Raw genomic sequence first — 18,225 nt, 5'->3', positions numbered from 1 at the left:
CGATTGTAATCAATCCGCTGCGCCCTGCGTCGTGCCGAGCACGTCACGCAGTTTCGCCGCCAGTTGCTCGATGGTGAAGGGCTTGGCGAGGAAATGCACGTCGTGGTCGAGCACGCCGTTGTGGACCACCGCGTTCCTGGTGAAGCCGGTGGTGAAGATCACCTTCAGCTGCGGCATGCGGGCAACGGCCTCTTCCGCCAGCTTGCGGCCGTTCATGACGGGCATGACGATGTCGGTGAACAGAAGGCCGACGTTCGGGCGCTCCGCCAGTTTCTGCAACGCTTCCTCGCCGCTCGCGGCATGAATGACGGTGTATCCGAGTTCGCGTATGGCCTCGGTGGTGGAGACCCTCACGCGGGCATCATCCTCGACGACAAGGATCGTTTCGGTGACCGGTGCGGCGGGGTTGTCGCCTCGCCCGGTGGGCACGGCCGGCTCATCGGCGCCGAAATACCGCGGCAAGTAGATCTTGATCGTCGTGCCTTCGCCGGGTTCGGAATAGATATTGACGTGGCCGCCCGACTGTTTGACGAAGCCGAACACCTGGCTCAATCCCAGGCCGGTGCCCTTATTGACCGGCTTGGTGGTGAAGAAGGGTTCAAAGGCCTTGGCGATGACATCGGGGGTCATGCCCGAACCGGTGTCGCTGACGGCGATCATCACATACTGGCCGGCCGCGACTTCGGCATGGGCGGCGGCGTAGCTCTCATCGAGATGGCTGTTGGCGGTCTCGATGGTCAGCTTGCCATCATCGCCCATGGCGTCGCGCGCGTTGACGGCCAGGTTGAGAACGGCGTTCTCGATCTGGCTCGGGTCGGCATGGGTTTTCCACAAGCCTCCCGCCAGCACCGTTTCGATGCGGATGGTTTCGCCGAGTGCCCGACGGATCAGGTCGGACATGCCGGTCAGCAGACGGTTGGCGTCGACGATCTGCGGCGCCAGCGGCTGCTGGCGCGAGAAGGCGAGCAGCCGGGCCGTCAGATTGGCGGCACGGGTCGCGGCATCGATCGCCGCATCGACGAATTGTGCGATGTCGTGCTCGCCGCGCGCCAGCTTGCGCTGGGCGAGGTTCATGGCGCTGATGATCACCGCCAGCATGTTGTTGAAGTCGTGGGCGATGCCGCCTGTAAGCTGGCCGACAGCCTCCATCTTGTGCATCTGGCGGATCTGGGATTCGGCCTTTTCGCGTGTCTCGATCTCCTTGCCGAGGGCGACGTTCTTGCGCACCAACTCATCCTGGGCAACGGCAACCTCACGGAAGCGGCGGCGCGATTCCCTGATCGCGTAGCCGGCAAGCAGGAAGATCGCCAGCAGCGCCGCCACCGAACCGATGCGTAACCAGGCCTCGACCTGGTCGGTATGCGCATCGCGCGCGGCGACGGCTGCGGCGCTGATGCGTCGGACCGTATCCATGCTGGTCCGGATTTCCTCCATGACGGCCTTGCCCTGGCCGCTGCGAACCAGATCCAGCGCATTCGTCGCATTGCCCTGGTCGTACAGGGCAATCGTCTCGGCCAGTTCAGCCTGCTTTTGCGAAAGCGCGTCCTTCATATGGCTGATCTGCTGGACGAGCTGGTCGTCAGGGGCAGTCAAGCTGTCGATGCGGGCAAGTTGCCCCGGAATGGCGCCGACAGCGCGCTGATAGGGATCGAGATAGGATTCCTCGCCGGTCAGCAGATAGCCGCGTTGGCCGCTCTCTGCATCTTGCGCCAGCGAAAGCAGTCCCGAAAGCAATTGCTGATATTCGATTGCCTCGCGCGCGGCGGCGCGGTTGGCCCGCTGTTCCTCGACCAGCATGGCACGGCTGCCGACAATCAGCGCCAGCACGGCAAAGCCGGCGACAAGCGGGAGCGATTGCCATCGCATGGCGCGTCGAAGACGAGCAATCATCATCTGTTATGCCGAACCAAAAGAATTCCCCGCAGGCAGCATTTCGTAGGCGGCGGCGGGGCGGAAGGCAATATGCCGGCTTCTGGAACCGGCAATCGGCCGCCAGCCTTGCGAAACCTTCATCATTTGGCTAAGGAGGCCGCGCATTCAGCGGCCGGCGTCAGCCGGCCTTCCGCTTTTCGGGATTCCGGCTTTTGGCCGGGTCCGGCTTCAGGCAAAGGCATTTCGCTCCCATGGCGCGCATCGTGATGAAATTCGGCGGAACCTCGGTCGCCGACATCGCCCGCATCCGCAACGTGGCGCGTCACGTCAAACGCGAGGTCGACGCCGGCCACGAGGTGGCGGTGGTCGTTTCGGCGATGGCTGGAAAAACCAATGAACTGGTCGGCTGGACGCGTGAGGCCTCGCCGATGCACGATGCACGCGAATATGACGCGGTCGTCGCTTCCGGCGAACAGGTCACGGCCGGCCTTCTGGCCATCACCTTGCAGAATATGGGCGTGCATGCACGTTCCTGGCAGGGCTGGCAGATCCCGATCAAGACCGACAATGCGCATGGCGCGGCGCGCATCCTCGACATCGACGGCGCGTTCCTGATCAAGCGCTTCGGCGAGGGCCAGGTGGCGGTGATCGCCGGTTTCCAAGGCATCGGCCCGGACAATCGCATCGCCACGCTCGGCCGCGGCGGCTCCGACACTAGTGCTGTCGCCATCGCCGCGGCGGTCAAGGCCGATCGCTGCGACATCTACACCGATGTCGACGGGGTCTACACCACCGATCCGCGCATCGAGCCCAAGGCGCGGCGGCTGGCCAAGATCTCGTTCGAGGAAATGCTTGAAATGGCTTCGCTCGGCGCCAAGGTTCTGCAGGTGCGTTCGGTCGAGCTTGCCATGGTGCACAGGGTGCGTACCTTCGTGCGGTCGTCCTTCGACGATCCCGACGCGCCCGGAATGGGGGATTTGCTCAATCCGCCCGGAACGCTCATTTGCGACGAGGAAGAGATCGTGGAACAGCAGGTCGTCACCGGAATTGCCTACGCCAAGGACGAAGCGCAGATTTCGCTGCGCCGGGTCGGCGACCGGCCGGGCGTTGCCGCCGGCATCTTCGGGCCGCTGGCCGAGGCCAACATCAATGTCGACATGATCGTCCAGAACATTTCCGAGGACGGCAAGTTCACCGACATGACCTTCACCGTGCCGTCGGGCGATGTCGACAAGGCGCTGGCCGTGCTTGAACGCCTCAAGGCCTCGATCGGCTACGATGTCGTGCAGTCGGAAGCCGGCATGTCGAAGGTTTCGGTCATCGGCATCGGCATGAGGAGCCATGCCGGCGTCGCCGCCACCGCTTTCAAGGCGCTGGCCGACAAATCGATCAACATCCGCGCCATCACGACCTCCGAGATCAAGATTTCGATCCTGATCGACGGTCCATATACGGAACTTGCGGTTCGTACTTTGCATTCCGTCTACGGTCTGGATAAGCAGTAGCGAGAACGATTTGAGTTGTTGCGTGTGCGCCGGTCGCGGTGGAAACTGCGGCGGGCAGAATGCCCATTGGAGAACAAGCCGCGATGCGTGATCAGGCCAGTGGCCCGCGCGTTTTGCTCAAACGGCTCCGCGAGCTCATGCAGGAGCCGCTGGAGCCGCAGGAGCGGCTTGACCGGATTGTGCGCGACATCGCCTCCAACATGGTCGCGGAAGTCTGCTCGCTCTATGTGCTGCGCGCCGATTCGGTGCTCGAACTCTACGCCACCGAAGGTCTGAACCCGAACGCCGTCCATTTGGCGCAGTTGCGGCTGGGCCAAGGTCTGGTCGGCACGATCGCAGCCAGCGCGCGGCCGCTCAACCTGTCCAATGCGCAGGAACACCCTGCCTTCGCCTATCTGCCGGAGACCGGAGAAGAGATCTACAACTCGTTCCTCGGCGTGCCGGTGCTGCGGGCAGGGCGCACGCTGGGCGTGCTGGTGGTGCAAAACAAGACCATGCGCCACTACCGCGACGACGAGGTCGAGGCGCTGGAAACCACCGCGATGGTGATCGCCGAGATGATCGCCACCGGCGATCTGGCGCGGCTGACCCGGCCCGGCCTCGAACTCGATCTGCGCCGTCCTGTCAGCTTCACCGGCCTGTCCTTCAATGAAGGCGTCGGGCTCGGCCATGTCGTGCTGCACGAGCCGCGCATCGTCGTCACCAATCTTTTCAACGAAGACAGCGAGGAAGAGGTCCGCCGGCTCGAGACCTCACTCAGCTCGCTCAGGCTGTCCATCGACGACATGCTGGAACGCCGCGACGTCGCCTTCGAAGGCGAGCATCGCCAGGTGCTGGAAGCCTATCGCATGTTCGCCAACGATCGCGGCTGGGTGCGGCGGCTGGAAGAGGCCATCCGCAACGGCCTGACGGCCGAAGCGGCGGTGGAAAAGGTGCAGAGCGACATGCGCGCCCGCATGCTGCACATGACCGATCCCTATCTGCGCGAGCGGATGAGCGATTTCGACGACCTCGCCAACCGCCTGCTGCGCCAGCTGATGGGGCGCGGGCCGGAAGATGTCGCGGCATCGCTGCCGAAGGACGCCATCATCGTCGCCCGTTCGATGGGGGCCGCCGAGCTGCTCGATTATCCCCGCGACAAGATGCGCGGGCTGGTGCTCGAGGATGGTGCGGCGACCAGCCACGTCGTCATCGTCGCGCGTGCCATGGGCATCCCCGTCGCCGGCCAGATGAAGGGCGCCGTTTCCATGGCGGAAAACGGCGATGCCATCATCGTCGACGGCGAAGAGGGCGTGATCCATTTGCGGCCGCAGCCAGATCTCGAAGCCGCCTACGCCGAAAAGGTGCGTTTCAGGGCGCGCCGGCAAGAGGTCTACCGCGAGCTGCGCAAGAAGCCGTCGACGACCAGAGATGGTGTCCAGGTCGATTTGCTGATGAATGCCGGTCTTGCCGTCGACCTGCCGCAGCTTGCCGAAGCGGGTGCGGCCGGCATCGGCCTGTTCCGCACCGAACTTCAGTTCATGGTCGCCTCGACATTTCCCCGGGCCGAAGCCCAGGAAAAGCTCTACCGCGACGTGCTCGAGGCGGCGCGTGGCAAGCCGGTCACCTTCCGCACCATCGATATTGGCGGCGACAAGGTGCTGCCCTATTTCAAGGGCGCGATCCAGGAAGAGAACCCGGCGCTTGGCTGGCGGGCGATCCGCCTGACGCTCGACCGGCCGGGCCTGCTGCGCACCCAGATTCGCGCGTTGCTCAAGGCCAGCGGCGGCCGCGAATTGAAGCTGATGCTGCCAATGGTGACCGAGCTTGGCGAGATCACCCAGGCACGCGAGATCATCGACCGCGAGGTGCGGCATCTCTCGCGCTTTGCCCATCATTTGCCGACCAGCCTGAAGTTGGGCGCCATGTTGGAAGTGCCGTCGCTCCTGTTCCAGCTCGATGAACTGATGAAGTCGGTCGATTTCGTCTCGGTCGGTTCGAACGACCTGTTCCAGTTCGTCATGGCCGTCGACCGCGGCAACACGCAACTGGCCAACCGCTTCGACACGCTGTCGGCGCCGTTCCTGCGGGTGCTCAAGCAGATCGCCGATGCCGGCGTCCGCAACAATACGCCGGTGACGCTGTGCGGCGAACTCGCAGGCAAGCCGATTTCGGCGATGGCGCTGATCGGACTCGGCTTCCGTTCGATCTCGATGTCGCCGGCATCGATCGGTCCGGTCAAGGCGATGCTGACGGAACTGCCGCTGGACGAGTTGAAGGCGTTTTTCGACGACAATCTGATGGCTCCGGCACAGGGCTTGCCGATGCGAGCGCTGCTGCAGGCCTTTGCCGACGACCGTTCGATCCCGTTATAGCAGCCTCATCATGGTCAATTTGCCCCGCGATCGTATGAATCAAGTCGTCAAGCGTTTCGAGATGCTCGAAGCGCAGATGTCAGCCGGCCCGGCGCCGGATGCCTATGTGCGCATGGCGTCCGAATATGCCGAAATCCAGGACATGGTTGCCAAGGTCAGGGCACTGCGCCTGGCCGAGCGTGAGCAGGCCGACCTCGAAGCCATGCTTGCCGACAAGGGCACCGATGCCGAGATGCGGGCGCTCGCCGAGGCCGAGCTGCCGGAGATCGAAGACCGCATCGAGGCGCTGCAGAAGGACATTCAGATCCTGCTGTTGCCCAGGGATGCCGCCGACGACAAGAACGCTATTCTCGAAATCCGCGCCGGCACCGGCGGAGACGAGGCGGCGCTGTTCGCCGGCGACCTGTTTCGCATGTATGAGCGCTACGCCGCCGAACGCGGCTGGCGTTTCGAGACCGCCTCGGCCAGCGATGGCGATGCCGGCGGCTACAAGGAAATCATCGCCACCGTGTCCGGCAAGGGCGTCTTTGCGCATCTGAAGTTCGAATCCGGCGTGCACCGGGTGCAGCGCGTGCCGGCAACCGAGGCGAGCGGGCGCATCCACACTTCGGCGGCAACCGTCGCGGTGCTGCCCGAAGCCGAAGAGGTCGACATCGACATCAGGGCCGAAGACATCCGCATCGACACGATGCGCGCCTCGGGTTCGGGCGGCCAGCACGTCAACACCACCGATTCGGCCGTCCGCATCACCCATCTGCCGACCGGCATCATGGTCGTGCAGGCGGAGAAATCGCAGCATCAGAACCGCGCCAAGGCCATGCAGATCCTGCGGGCCCGGCTCTATGATCTGGAGCGCGGAAAGGCTGACGAGGAGCGTTCCGAATCGCGCAAGTCACAGGTCGGTTCCGGTGACCGCTCGGAACGCATCCGCACCTATAATTTTCCGCAAGGCCGCGTCACCGACCACCGCATCAATTTGACGCTCTACAAGCTCGACCGGGTAATGATGGGCGAACTCGACGAGATCATCAACGCGCTGATCGCCGATCACCAGTCGAAATTGCTCGCCGACATCGGCATCGATGACTGACCTGCCCGATGCACTCGGGCCGCTGCTGCGGGAAGCGCAGGCTCGGCTTGCCGCTGCCGCTATCGATGATCCGGCGCTCGATGCGAGGCTGATCGTCGAGCATTTTTCCGGCACCACGCGCACGCAAGCCATTGCGGACCCCAAACGCAGGCTCGGCGCCGGCGTTGTTGCCGAAATCGATGCCGCCTTGAGACGCCGCGCTGGCGGCGAACCGGTGCATCGCATCCTCGGCTATCGTGAATTCTACGGTTTGCGCCTGTCGCTGTCGCCGGAAACGCTGGAGCCGCGGCCGGATACCGAAACGCTGGTCGAGGCAATATTGCCCTTCGTCAAGGCAGTTGCGGCGCGGGAAGGCGAGTGCCGCATCCTCGATCTTGGCACCGGCACCGGCGCCATTGCGCTGGCGCTGCTCAGCGTCGTGCCGACGGCTAACGCCACGGGCGTCGATCTGTCCGCGGGTGCGCTGGCGACGGCGGCGCGCAATGCCGGGCAACTGGGTCTTGCAGGCCGGTTCACGACGCTGCAGTCGGACTGGTTCGAAAAAGTTTCCGGCCGGTACCATGTAATTGTCGCAAACCCTCCCTATATAACCACGGAAGACATTGGAAATCTGCAGGACGAAGTCCGCAATTTCGACCCGCACCTGGCCCTGGATGGTGGCGCGGACGGTCTGAACCCCTACACAACCATCGCTGCGGAAGCGGCAAGGTTTTTGGAAACTGAAGGCAGGATTGCGGTCGAGATCGGCCATACGCAACGCAACGAGGTCTGCGAGATATTCGCTGCAGCCGGCTATGTGCCGGGCGGTGCTTTTCGTGACCTCGGTGGAAACGACAGGGTTGTTGTCTTTGAAAGGATAAAGCCTTGACGCAGTGCAAAAAAGCGCTTGGCAATGCCGGGGAATGCGGCTAGGGTCGCCTTAACCGGATGAGACGAAGCAGGCAGTGCTCTTAGCGATTCGGTTTTCCTTGGAAATAGCTGCCTTCTTGCGCAAACGATGCCCAAGCTTCGTGCGGGAATCGTCCGGCAAGTGATGTAACCGGAACAGGATGGCACGTGGCGCCAACGCAATCGATGCGGGCGAACGCCGGTGAAGAGACGAAACGGCTGGCTGCATGAGCGCCTCCGTTCGTGAAGAGTTTTTCGAAAATTTCAAAATGAAGAGAGTTTGATGAGGCCACAACAGCAGAACAGGCGCATGCGCGGTCGCAACAATAGTGGCGGCGGCGGTGGTAACAATAACAACAACAATAACAACAACCGCAAGGGGCCTAATCCCCTGACGCGCAACTACGAGAGCAATGGCCCGGATGTGAAGATCCGCGGTTCGGCTCAGCAGATCGCAGAAAAATATGCCACCCTTGCCCGCGATTCTCACAGCTCCGGCGACCGGGTCATGGCGGAGAACTATCTCCAGCACGCCGAGCACTACAATCGCATCATCGCGGCCGCACAGGCGCAGATGCCGATCCAGAACGCGCAGCAGAATCGCGATGATTTCGACGATGACGGCGACGAGGATCGCGACGATTTCGACAATGGCGGCAACAACAACAGCAACACTGTTTCCGACGTCCAGATCCCGGTGATCAACCATGGCGCCGGCCCGCAGCCGGTCATCGAAGGGACGCCTGCCGAGGTTGCGCTCAACCGGGAAGGTGGCCGCGAGGCCCGCGATAACAATGGCGGGCGTAACAATGGTGGCCGCGACAACAATGGCGGGCGCCATCGCGATCGTCGCCCCAATGGCGGTTATGGCCAGAACGGCCAGCGCGACTTTGGTTCGTCTGTGGAGCAAGGTGGTCAGCCCCAGGGCAACGAGACCCCGGTTCAGGGCGAAGCCGTTTCGCCGACCGAATCTGTAGCGCCGGCCGAACCGGCTCCGTCGTTCGAGAATCTTTCCCCGGCAGGTCTTGCCGCCCAGGCCGAACTCAACGAGGCGGCCGCTGAAAGCGGGGCTGCCCGTCGTCCGCGTCGTCCGCGCCGCCCGCGCGTGAACGCCGATCAGGTTGATGGCGGTGGCGAAAGTGCCGAGGCGGCCCCGGTCGAAAGCGGCAATGCCCAGCCGGTCAATGTCGATATCGACAACTGATCGAACGGCACCTCAAGACATGGAACGGCGGGGAGGAATCTCCGCCGTTTTCGTTTGGGCGGCCGTGCAATATTATGAAGTTGCCGATATCGAGACGTCTTGAGGGTTCGGAGCTTGTGCACCATATCAGCCTCAACTGGACCCGGCTCGAATGGGCGGGTCCGTCACCGCAATCGGATCCGGTGCCGCAAAGCGGGCCGGTGATGGAAGGAGACAGATATGAACCTCGAGAAATACTCAGAGCGCGTGCGCGGCTTTATCCAGTCCGCGCAGACCATGGCGCTTTCCCGCAACCATCAGCAATTCACCCCTGAACATATCCTGAAAGTGCTCGTCGACGACGATGAGGGCCTGGCCGCGTCGCTGATCGAACGCGCCGGCGGCAACGTCCGCGACGTCAAGCTTGGCGTCGAGGCGGCGCTCGAAGCGATGCCCAAGGTCGAGGGCGGCAATGGCCAGCTCTATCTGGCGCAGCCGCTGGCAAAAGTGTTTTCGACCGCCGAGGAACTGGCCAAGAAAGCCGGCGACAGCTTTGTCACGGTGGAGCGGCTCTTGCAGGCGCTCGCCATGGAGAAATCGGCCAAGACCGCCGACATACTGGCCAAGGCCGGCGTCACCGCGCAGGCGCTCAATCAGGTCATCAACGATGTCCGCAAGGGCCGCACCGCCGATTCGGCGAGTGCCGAACAGGGCTACGACGCGCTGAAGAAATACGCGCGCGACCTGACCGCGGATGCCCGTGCCGGCAAGCTGGACCCCGTGATCGGCCGTGACGACGAGATCCGCCGCACCATCCAGGTGCTGTCGCGCCGCACCAAGAACAATCCCGTGCTGATCGGCGAACCCGGCGTCGGCAAGACGGCGATCGCCGAGGGCCTGGCGCTGCGCATCGTCAATGGCGACGTACCGGAATCGCTGAAGGACAAGCAGCTGATGGCGCTCGACATGGGCGCGCTGATTGCCGGCGCCAAATATCGCGGCGAGTTCGAGGAGCGGCTGAAGGCAGTGCTCTCCGAAGTCACCTCGGCCAACGGCAACATCATCCTGTTCATCGACGAGATGCACACGCTGGTCGGCGCCGGCAAGGCGGATGGCGCCATGGATGCGTCGAACCTGTTGAAGCCGGCTTTGGCGCGGGGCGAGTTGCACTGCGTCGGCGCCACTACGCTCGATGAGTATCGCAAGCATGTCGAGAAGGATGCAGCGCTTGCCCGCCGCTTCCAGCCGGTGTTCGTCGACGAGCCGACGGTGGAAGACACCGTCTCGATCCTGCGCGGCCTGAAGGAGAAGTACGAGCAGCACCATAAGGTGCGTATTTCGGATTCGGCGCTGGTGGCGGCGGCGACGCTGTCCAACCGCTACATCGCCGACCGCTTCCTGCCGGACAAGGCGATCGACCTGGTCGACGAAGCCGCATCGCGGCTGCGCATGCAGGTCGATTCCAAGCCCGAGGCGCTGGACGAGATCGATCGCCGCATCATGCAGCTCAAGATCGAACGCGAGGCGCTGAAGGTCGAGACGGACGGCGCCTCGAAGGATCGGCTTGCCCGCCTGGAAAAGGAACTCGTCGGCCTTGAGGAGGAATCGACCGAGATCACCGCCAAATGGCAGGCGGAGAAGCAGAAGCTCGGGCTGGCCGCCGATCTGAAGAAGCAGCTCGACGAGGCGCGCAACGACCTTGCCATTGCCCAGCGCAAGGGTGAATTCCAGCGCGCCGGCGAGCTTGCCTATGGCAAGATCCCGGAGCTGGAAAAGAAGCTGAAGGAGGCCGAAACCCAGGACGGCAAAGCCGGCATGGTCGAAGAGGTGGTCACCCCCGATCATGTCGCCCATATCGTCTCGCGCTGGACCGGCATTCCGGTCGACAAGATGCTGCAGGGCGAGCGCGACAAGCTGCTGCGCATGGAAGACGAGATCGGCAAGCGTGTCGTCGGCCAGGGCGAGGCGGTGCAAGCTGTCTCGAAAGCTGTGCGGCGCGCCCGCGCGGGCCTGCAGGATCCGAACCGGCCGATCGGCTCGTTCATGTTCCTCGGGCCGACGGGCGTCGGCAAGACCGAGTTGACCAAGGCGCTGGCAAGCTTCCTGTTCGACGACGACAGCGCGATGGTGCGCATCGACATGTCGGAGTTCATGGAAAAGCACTCGGTCGCCCGGCTGATCGGTGCGCCTCCCGGCTATGTCGGCTATGAGGAAGGCGGCGCGCTGACCGAAGCGGTGCGGCGCCGGCCTTATCAGGTCGTGCTGTTCGACGAGATCGAGAAGGCGCATCCCGATGTGTTCAACGTGCTGTTGCAGGTGCTCGACGATGGCCGCCTGACCGATGGCCAGGGCCGCACGGTCGACTTCCGCAACACGCTGATCATCATGACGTCGAACCTGGGCGCCGAATATCTCGTCAATCTCACCGAGGATCAGGACGTCGATCTGGTTCGCGACGAGGTGATGGGTGTCGTCAGGGCGTCGTTCCGGCCGGAGTTCCTCAACCGCGTCGACGAGGTGATCCTGTTCCACCGGCTGCGCCGGCAGGATATGGGCCGCATCGTCGAGATCCAGCTCAAGCGGCTGGAGAGCCTGCTTGTCGATCGCAAGATCACACTTTCGCTGGACCAGGAGGCGATCGATTGGCTGGCGGCCAAGGGCTACGACCCTGCCTATGGCGCGCGACCGCTGAAGCGAGTGATGCAGAAGGAATTGCAGGACCCGCTGGCGGAGAAGATCCTGCTCGGCGACATCCTCGACGGCTCGACCGTCAAGGTGACAGCCGGTTCCGATCGGCTGAACTTCCGCTCGAAACCGACGATTGTGGCGGCGGAAGTGGCAGCCTGATCCAAAGCCGCGCGTCCATCCTGGACGCGCGGCTTTTTCATATAAACGGGGGCGGGGATGACGCTGGACGACTATAACAGCTTCTGCGCATCGCTGCCTGCGACGAGCCATGTCGTCCAGTGGGGCGGAGCCCATGTCTGGAAGGTCGGAGCCAAGGTCTTCGCGATCGGCGGCTGGGACCAGGGCCAGCAGCTCTTCGTCACGTTCAATGCTCCGAAATCGCCTATGATGTGCTCAAGGAGCAGCCGGGCCTGCGACCAGCGCCCTATCTTGCCTCGCGCGGCATGACATGGATCCAGCGTCGGACAAGCCAGAGCATGGATGATGCTGCGCTGAAAGACTATCTGCGCGAGAGCCATCGCCTTGTTGCCCTGAAACTGACGAAGCAGGCGCGCAAGGAATTGGGGCTTGCCGCAGGCCACCCAATATTCGTCGAGGTGCCGGGAAACCGCCATCTTCATGCCCGGTTCATGTTGGAACCATATGGTGGGTAACTGGTTTGCTGGCGAGGGGCTTCGCCAGAGAACAATGCCGGGCGGCGGCAATTACGGACCGGAGAGTTTCGCCACTATGCTGCGTACGATCTTCACCCTTTCGGTACTTGCCGGCGGGCTTTTGTCTGCCAATGCAATCGCTGCCCCAACGCAGGACAGCGCACCACCGATTGTCCGTGCCGCCGATACCGGGGGCATCCTTATCGCCCAGGACGGCAATCTCGACATCTACTACGACGCTAGAGGCAACCGCGTCATCGTCGATGCCGATACCGGCAAGGTCATCGCCATCCAGCCGCCGCAGACCCGGCTCGACCGTCGTGCCCTGCGCCGTGAGACACGACTGCGCGAATTGGGCCGCGCCCCCGACGGCGACGACCGCTACTATCTCGACGATCCGGAAGACATGGCGCGGTTCCGCCGCCAGCAGTTGGAAGAGGAAGGCCGCGTTATCCCGCCACCGGCGGACGAGTACGATCCCTATGGGGACAATTCCGTCGAAGCCTATCCTCCCCCACCGCAGGACGATGGCAGCTACGACGACAATTATCCCGACGCGCCACAGCCGGCGAAGCCGGGCACCATCAAGCGCCAGCCGCTGAACGAGGCCTCGATAGACCCTGCCCAGCCGGCGATACCCGCCGATCAGGCGGCTCTGCCACCAAAGGCTGACGACAAGGCCACTGTTGCCCCAGCACTTTCGCTGGGAGCGCGCCAGGATGTCGCCGCCCTTCAGGTGCTGCTCGACCGGGGTGGCGCTTCGCCTGGCGTCATCGACGGGCGTTTCGGTTCGAATGTCGACAAGGCGCTCGCTGCCTACAACCAGATCACCGGCGCCAATCTGCGATCGACCGACGCGGTCGCCATCCAGGCGGCACTTGCGCAATCCGGCGGCGATGCCTTCGCCAACTACACGATCACAGCGGAGGATGCGGCCGGTCCCTATGTCGCGTCGATCCCGGAAGACTACAGCCAGAAGGCGCAACTCGACCGCATGGGTTATACGTCCGTGACCGAGGCGCTCGCGGAGCGCTTCCACATGGACGAGAATTATCTCAAAGCGCTCAACCCGGACGTCGATTTCAATCGTCCCGGCACAACCATCAAGGTCGCCAATTTCGGAAAACTGGTTTCGACGCCGGTGGCCCGCATCGTCGCGGACAAGGACAAGAAAGAGGTTTTCGCCTATGATGCCGGCGGCAGACTGGTCGCGGCATATCCCGCAACCATCGGCTCATCGGACACGCCGTCACCGTCCGGCATACACACGGTGTCGCGCGTCGCGCTCGATCCGAACTACACCTACAACCCCAGCATCAATTTCAAGCAGGGCCAGAACGACAAGGTCCTGACCATTCCGCCGGGCCCGAACGGTCCCGTCGGCTCGGTCTGGATCGCCCTGGACAAGCCGACCTATGGCATCCACGGCACGCCGGATCCGTCGAAGATCGGCAAGACCGAAAGCCATGGCTGCGTACGCCTGACCAACTGGGATGCGCGGGAGTTGGCCAAGCTGGTTTCACCGGGTGTCACGGTGGAGTTTGTCGGCGGACCTTCAGCCGATAACCTTGCGCAGCAATGAACTGTGAAGTGCGGCGGCATAGACCAGATGCACGATCAGAATGAAACCGAGCTTTCAAGTGGTCGCCTCACCGAAATCCCCGCCGGCTGCGTGTAACGGCGCCAGCATGACTGTGCCATTTGCGCCCTGACAGAGTGCGACCTGGCCAAACGGCTGGTTTCAGCGACAGCAAGCCACTGGCTGGTTGTTGCCGGTGCGCTAGGGGTTTAAGCAAGATTTCATGCATTCACCGAGTAAAGCTGCCGCCGTCCCGCTGACCAGCCCGGTCAGGAATGGGACGTTCTGTCCGCAGTCGCAGCGGCGATTTGTGCTGATCGCGGCAATTCTGGCCTCGGCGCTTGGCTTCATAGACGGCTCGATCCTGGCCATCGCCACACCGGCGATCCGCGTCAACCTCGGCGCCAGCCTTGCCGAGGCGCAGTGGATTTCCAATGCCTATGCGTTGACGCTGTCGGCGCTGATCCTGGCCGGGGGTGCCGCCGGCGACCGATTCGGCCTACGCCGCGCCTTCGTGGCCGGCATTGCGCTGTTCATCGTCGCTTCGCTTGCCTGTGCGCTGGCGCCGAATGCCATTGTGCTGATCGCATTTCGTGCCGTCCAGGGCATTGGCGCAGCGATCATGGTGCCCGGCAGCCTCGCCATCATCGCCAAGGCCTACCCGAAGAAAGAACGCGGCCGCGCTATCGGCATCTGGGCGGCGGCTTCAGCGCTGACCACGGCACTTGGCCCGGTGTTCGGCGGTTTCGTGCTGTCGGCCTTCGGCGACGGCATCTGGCGGGCGATCTTCGCCATCAACCTGCCGCTCGGGCTTATTTCGATCTGGCTTCTGCTGGCCAAGGTTCCAGCCGATACGCCGACGGAGAAACGCAGCCTGGATCTCGGCGGTGCAGCGCTCGCGACATTGGCCTTCGGCGCGCTTGCCTATGGGCTGACCTCGATGAGCGCCAGCGGCGAGGGCCTCATGGCAGGGCCGAGCATTGCCGCAGGCGTCGTATTGCTGGCTGTCTTCATCATCTTCGAGCTTCGGCAGCGCGAGCCGATGATCGACCTCAGCCTGTTTCGCGTCGGTGCTTTCGCTGGCGCCAATGTGGCGACGTTCTTCCTCTATTTCGCGCTATCGGCCAACCTTTTCTATCTGCCGATGCTGCTGATCGCCGGCTGGGGACTGAGCACGGCCGAGGTCGGCTTCATCTTCCTGCCCTTGTCGGCAGCCATCGCGCTTTTGTCAGGACCTGTCGGCAAGCTGTCGGACCGGATCGGACCGCGTTTTCCGATCGCCTGCGGCAGCCTGGTCGTGGCTTTTGCGTTTGCCGGGCTGGCCTTGCTCACCTACGCCGGTATCCATAATTTCTGGACCGGAACATTCCCGCTGATGGGGCTGATGGGGCTCGGCATGGCTCTGGTCGTATCGCCTTTGTCGACCGCGATCATGACGGCGGTGGAAGACAAGGACACGGGGGCGGCCTCCGGCATCAACAATGCCGTCTCACGCATCGGCGGTTTGATCGCGGTGGCGGCGATGGGCTCGCTTGCCGCATGGGTTTACGCGAATGCGCTGGACGCGAGCGCAACGCCGGGCATCCCAGGATTTGGTGAACCGGCGCCAGCCGGGCTTGGGCCGGCCATCGATGCGGCGAGGCTCGCCGCCAGCGACGCCGCTTTTGCCGCGGTCTCTTCGGTGACCGCGCTGCTTTGCCTGTTTGCGGCTGTCATCGCCTGGACGACCATTCCCGGTGAGCGATTGCCATGGTCGCGACAGGCCGAAGATCAGCAAGGCTGAAGCGGGTCAACCGTCGATCTTGGCGCTCGCAACCTTCAGCGAATCGCTGTCTTCCTGCTTCAGCAGTTCGTCGATGCGCTCGCGCTCGCGCTTGAAGGCAACGAGGTCATCGCCCTTCAGCACCTTGCCGACCGGCAGGCGGACACGCATCGGATCAACCTTGGTGCCGTTGACGATCAGTTCGTAGTGAAGATGCGGGCCGGTGGCGAGGCCGGTCTGGCCGAGGAAGCCGATGGTCTGGCCCTGGCGGACGTGCACGCCCGGTTCGATGCCTTTGGCAAAAGCGCTCTGGTGATTGTATGATGTCTCATAGCCATTGGCATGGCGGATGATGATCTGCTTGCCGTAACCGCCGGCCCAGCCGACCTTCTCGACCGTGCCGTTGCCGGCGGCGATGATCGGCGTGCCGATCGGCGCGGACCAGTCGACGCCGGTGTGCATGCGGACATAGCCGAGGATGGGATGCCTGCGGGCGCCGAAACCGGAGCGGAATTTCCCGGCGGGCAGGGGATTGCGCAACAGGAACTGCTCGGCGCTCGAGCCGTCCTCATCGAAATAGTCGGTGCCGCCGTCCTGCATCTGGAAGCGGTAGAAGTTGCGGGTCTGGCCGCCGAACGTCGCCGAGACGTAAAGAAGCTCGGAGCTGTCCGAGGTCTGGTCGTCACCGTCGGGCTGCGAGAACAGGACTTCGATGCGGTCGGCGGGGCTGAGGCGGGACTGGAAGTCGACGTCGGACGCCAGCAACTTGATCAACCGCTGCGTCATCACCTTGGACATGCCGTAGGAATAGGCGGCGCGGTAGATGCCGTCATAGACGTTGGGCAGGTTGCCGCGCACCACCACGGGCGCCGACGAATCATCGAAGGCCGTCAGCAATTCGGGGTTCGGATCCGGTTCCTGCGCCGGCACATACTGGCCGCGATCGTTGAGCGCGATGGTGACGATGTGCTGGGTCCGGTCATAGACGCTGGTGCGCACGACCTTGGCGGCATCGCCGTGAACCTCAAGACCGACACGCAGCACGGTTCCAGCTTTGAGCGCCGTTGCGTTGAGCAACTTGGCGATGGCTTCGGCCATTCCGGTGGCATCTTCACCCGTGTAGCCCGAATTAGCAAAAGCCTCGGTGACGTCGAGATCCTTGGTGAAGGGGATGATTTCCTCGGCGAAAGCCGGCGCCTGGTCGTCAACAGTGGCGCGGGGCGCCACCGAGACATTTTCCGGCACGATCTTGACGTCGTAGGAGCCCGCCATGCTCTCGGCAAAAGCTTCGCCGAATCGCTGCGGGTCGACATAGTGAAGTGAAGCGACCTGCACGGCGCCGTCGCTGAGGTCGGTGCCGGCTTCGCGCACCACTTTTTCCACCTCGTCGGCGGAGAGGTCACTCTTTTCGTCGAAGGAAGCCGTTTCGATCGGAAAATCGATGGTCTTCAGGCTCATCTCGCTTTCGACCTTGGCGCCGTAGATCTGGCCGGAAGCGGCAGAGGCCGTCGCCGGCTGGGCATTGTCGTCGCTGTCGTCGCCGAACACCTGCATCGGGTCGAAGGGTGGGTAGGCGCGGCTGGTGGTGTGGCCGGCGGCAAGGGCCATCTTGATCTGGACGAAAGGCATGGTGTGGATGACGTCGCGGTCGCCGACCTTGGTGACCATCGACACTTCCATGCGGCGGCGGTCCTTGGCCTTTGCGATCTGACGCGGCGCCACCAGCCTGGTGGTCTTGGCGACTTCACCGGAATCCCCGTTGCCGGCAAGGCTGATCAACTCGGCGATCTCGGGTGGGGTGGCCAGCTGCTGACGGCCGTCAAGGGCGGCGAACAGCGCCACGCCCATCAGCACGCTCGAGGTCACGCCAGTGAGAAATGTTCCCGACAGCCAGCGTGCAGAAACCTCGCGCCGGTCGGGCGGGCCGCTGCGGCCATCCGCGATAAGCGGCGGCTCGTTGCCGAGTTCGGCTATGACATCTTCCGTGTCTGGCATCCAGAAAGGCTGCTTCTTCCCCGGGCGGAACGGCTTGTCGCTTTTGTTGTGGCCGTGACATTTGCCTGTCATGGCAGGTGAAGTCAACGAAGCGCCAGGCTCCGAACGAGCCCCCAAGCACTTCTCTTATAGAGCGCTCTACCAGGCGGGGCGGTGTACCTTCTCTGCAAGGCCCATCGCACACTCCTATATAGTAGGGCTCATAAGAGAGGCGCTGCTCCGTCGGCGGCGCCCACTTTCGTTGGCTTTGGTGTCGAACGGCAATGCGGCGGCAATAGGGCTCCTTCCTGGCCGTCCAATCGCTATTGCCGGCGTTCCCCTGGGGCAGTCGGCTATCGACAGATCGGGTCCGAAATTTCTGTCGCAAAAACTTCAAAAACATTGTCGATGTGTGTTGACAGTTGTCGAGTGTGGCGACTATATACGCCTCACGAACGAGGGCGGCTCGCCGCTGGCGACGAAGGAGTTTGCTTCTAAGCCTGCCCTTAGCGAAATTCAAGAGAGCCGCGTAAGCGACACTCGGACGGCCCCGGAGCCAAAAGCGAAACGGGCCACGACATTGCGTTTGCGGTGTCTGTTCTTTGAAAATTGAATAATGAAGAAAGAGAAACGTGGGCGGCAGAGTCCTGCTGAACCTCTTATCCCGCCAGGGGTAT

At 63.2% G+C, this 18,225-nt stretch carries 10 protein-coding genes and 1 pseudogene; 9 read left to right on the top strand and 2 right to left on the bottom strand.

Annotation, left to right across the window (positions count from 1 at the left end; genetic code table 11):
* Nucleotides 1-9: 9 nt before the first annotated feature.
* The gene (locus NKI21_RS22850) at nucleotides 10-1,866 is read right to left on the bottom strand and encodes a CHASE3 domain-containing protein (RefSeq protein WP_352441701.1); all 1,857 of its coding nucleotides are present in this window, start codon (nucleotides 1,864-1,866) and stop codon (nucleotides 10-12) included.
* Nucleotides 1,867-2,123: 257 nt separating this feature from the next.
* On the opposite strand from NKI21_RS22850, the gene NKI21_RS22845 reads away from it, so the two are divergent.
* The 9 genes and pseudogenes from NKI21_RS22845 to NKI21_RS22805 all read left to right on the top strand — a co-directional run bounded on the left by NKI21_RS22845 (nucleotide 2,124) and on the right by NKI21_RS22805 (nucleotide 15,595).
* Nucleotides 2,124-3,377 (top strand): aspartate kinase, encoded by a 1,254-nt coding sequence (locus NKI21_RS22845; protein WP_013529459.1) that lies wholly within the window; start codon nucleotides 2,124-2,126, stop codon nucleotides 3,375-3,377.
* 83 nt (nucleotides 3,378-3,460) lie between these two features.
* A complete protein-coding gene (gene ptsP / locus NKI21_RS22840; protein ID WP_352441700.1) occupies nucleotides 3,461-5,731 on the top strand; it encodes a phosphoenolpyruvate--protein phosphotransferase in 2,271 nt (756 codons plus the stop codon).
* Between the two features lie 10 nt (nucleotides 5,732-5,741).
* Nucleotides 5,742-6,821, top strand: coding sequence for a peptide chain release factor 1 (gene prfA / locus NKI21_RS22835; RefSeq protein WP_352441699.1), 1,080 nt, complete (start codon nucleotides 5,742-5,744; stop codon nucleotides 6,819-6,821).
* Nucleotides 6,814-7,689 (top strand): peptide chain release factor N(5)-glutamine methyltransferase, encoded by an 876-nt coding sequence (gene prmC / locus NKI21_RS22830; protein WP_352441698.1) that lies wholly within the window; start codon nucleotides 6,814-6,816, stop codon nucleotides 7,687-7,689. Before prfA ends, prmC begins: the two co-directional genes overlap by 8 nt.
* A gap of 303 nt (nucleotides 7,690-7,992) precedes the next feature.
* A complete protein-coding gene (locus NKI21_RS22825; protein ID WP_352867455.1) occupies nucleotides 7,993-8,913 on the top strand; it encodes a DUF4167 domain-containing protein in 921 nt (306 codons plus the stop codon).
* A 219-nt stretch (nucleotides 8,914-9,132) separates the two neighbouring features.
* Nucleotides 9,133-11,739: an ATP-dependent chaperone ClpB gene (clpB, locus tag NKI21_RS22820; protein WP_352867452.1), complete on the top strand. Its 2,607-nt coding sequence runs from the start codon at nucleotides 9,133-9,135 to the stop codon at nucleotides 11,737-11,739.
* A 57-nt stretch (nucleotides 11,740-11,796) separates the two neighbouring features.
* Nucleotides 11,797-12,155, top strand: a pseudogene (locus NKI21_RS22815) (MmcQ/YjbR family DNA-binding protein); the annotation flags it as partial.
* Between the two features lie 154 nt (nucleotides 12,156-12,309).
* Nucleotides 12,310-13,815: a L,D-transpeptidase family protein gene (locus NKI21_RS22810; protein ID WP_352867449.1), complete on the top strand. Its 1,506-nt coding sequence runs from the start codon at nucleotides 12,310-12,312 to the stop codon at nucleotides 13,813-13,815.
* 220 nt (nucleotides 13,816-14,035) lie between these two features.
* Nucleotides 14,036-15,595, top strand: coding sequence for an MFS transporter (locus NKI21_RS22805; protein WP_352867446.1), 1,560 nt, complete (start codon nucleotides 14,036-14,038; stop codon nucleotides 15,593-15,595).
* A 6-nt stretch (nucleotides 15,596-15,601) separates the two neighbouring features.
* Here the strand turns inward: NKI21_RS22805 and NKI21_RS22800 are convergent, their stop codons facing one another.
* Nucleotides 15,602-17,569, bottom strand: coding sequence for a M23 family metallopeptidase (locus NKI21_RS22800; RefSeq protein ID WP_352867443.1), 1,968 nt, complete (start codon nucleotides 17,567-17,569; stop codon nucleotides 15,602-15,604).
* Nucleotides 17,570-18,225 lie beyond the last annotated feature (656 nt).

The sequence above is a fragment of the Mesorhizobium sp. M0715 genome, from assembly GCF_040320355.1.
Lineage (GTDB): Bacteria > Pseudomonadota > Alphaproteobacteria > Rhizobiales > Rhizobiaceae > Mesorhizobium.
This window is presented reverse-complemented; position numbering and strand designations above follow the sequence as displayed.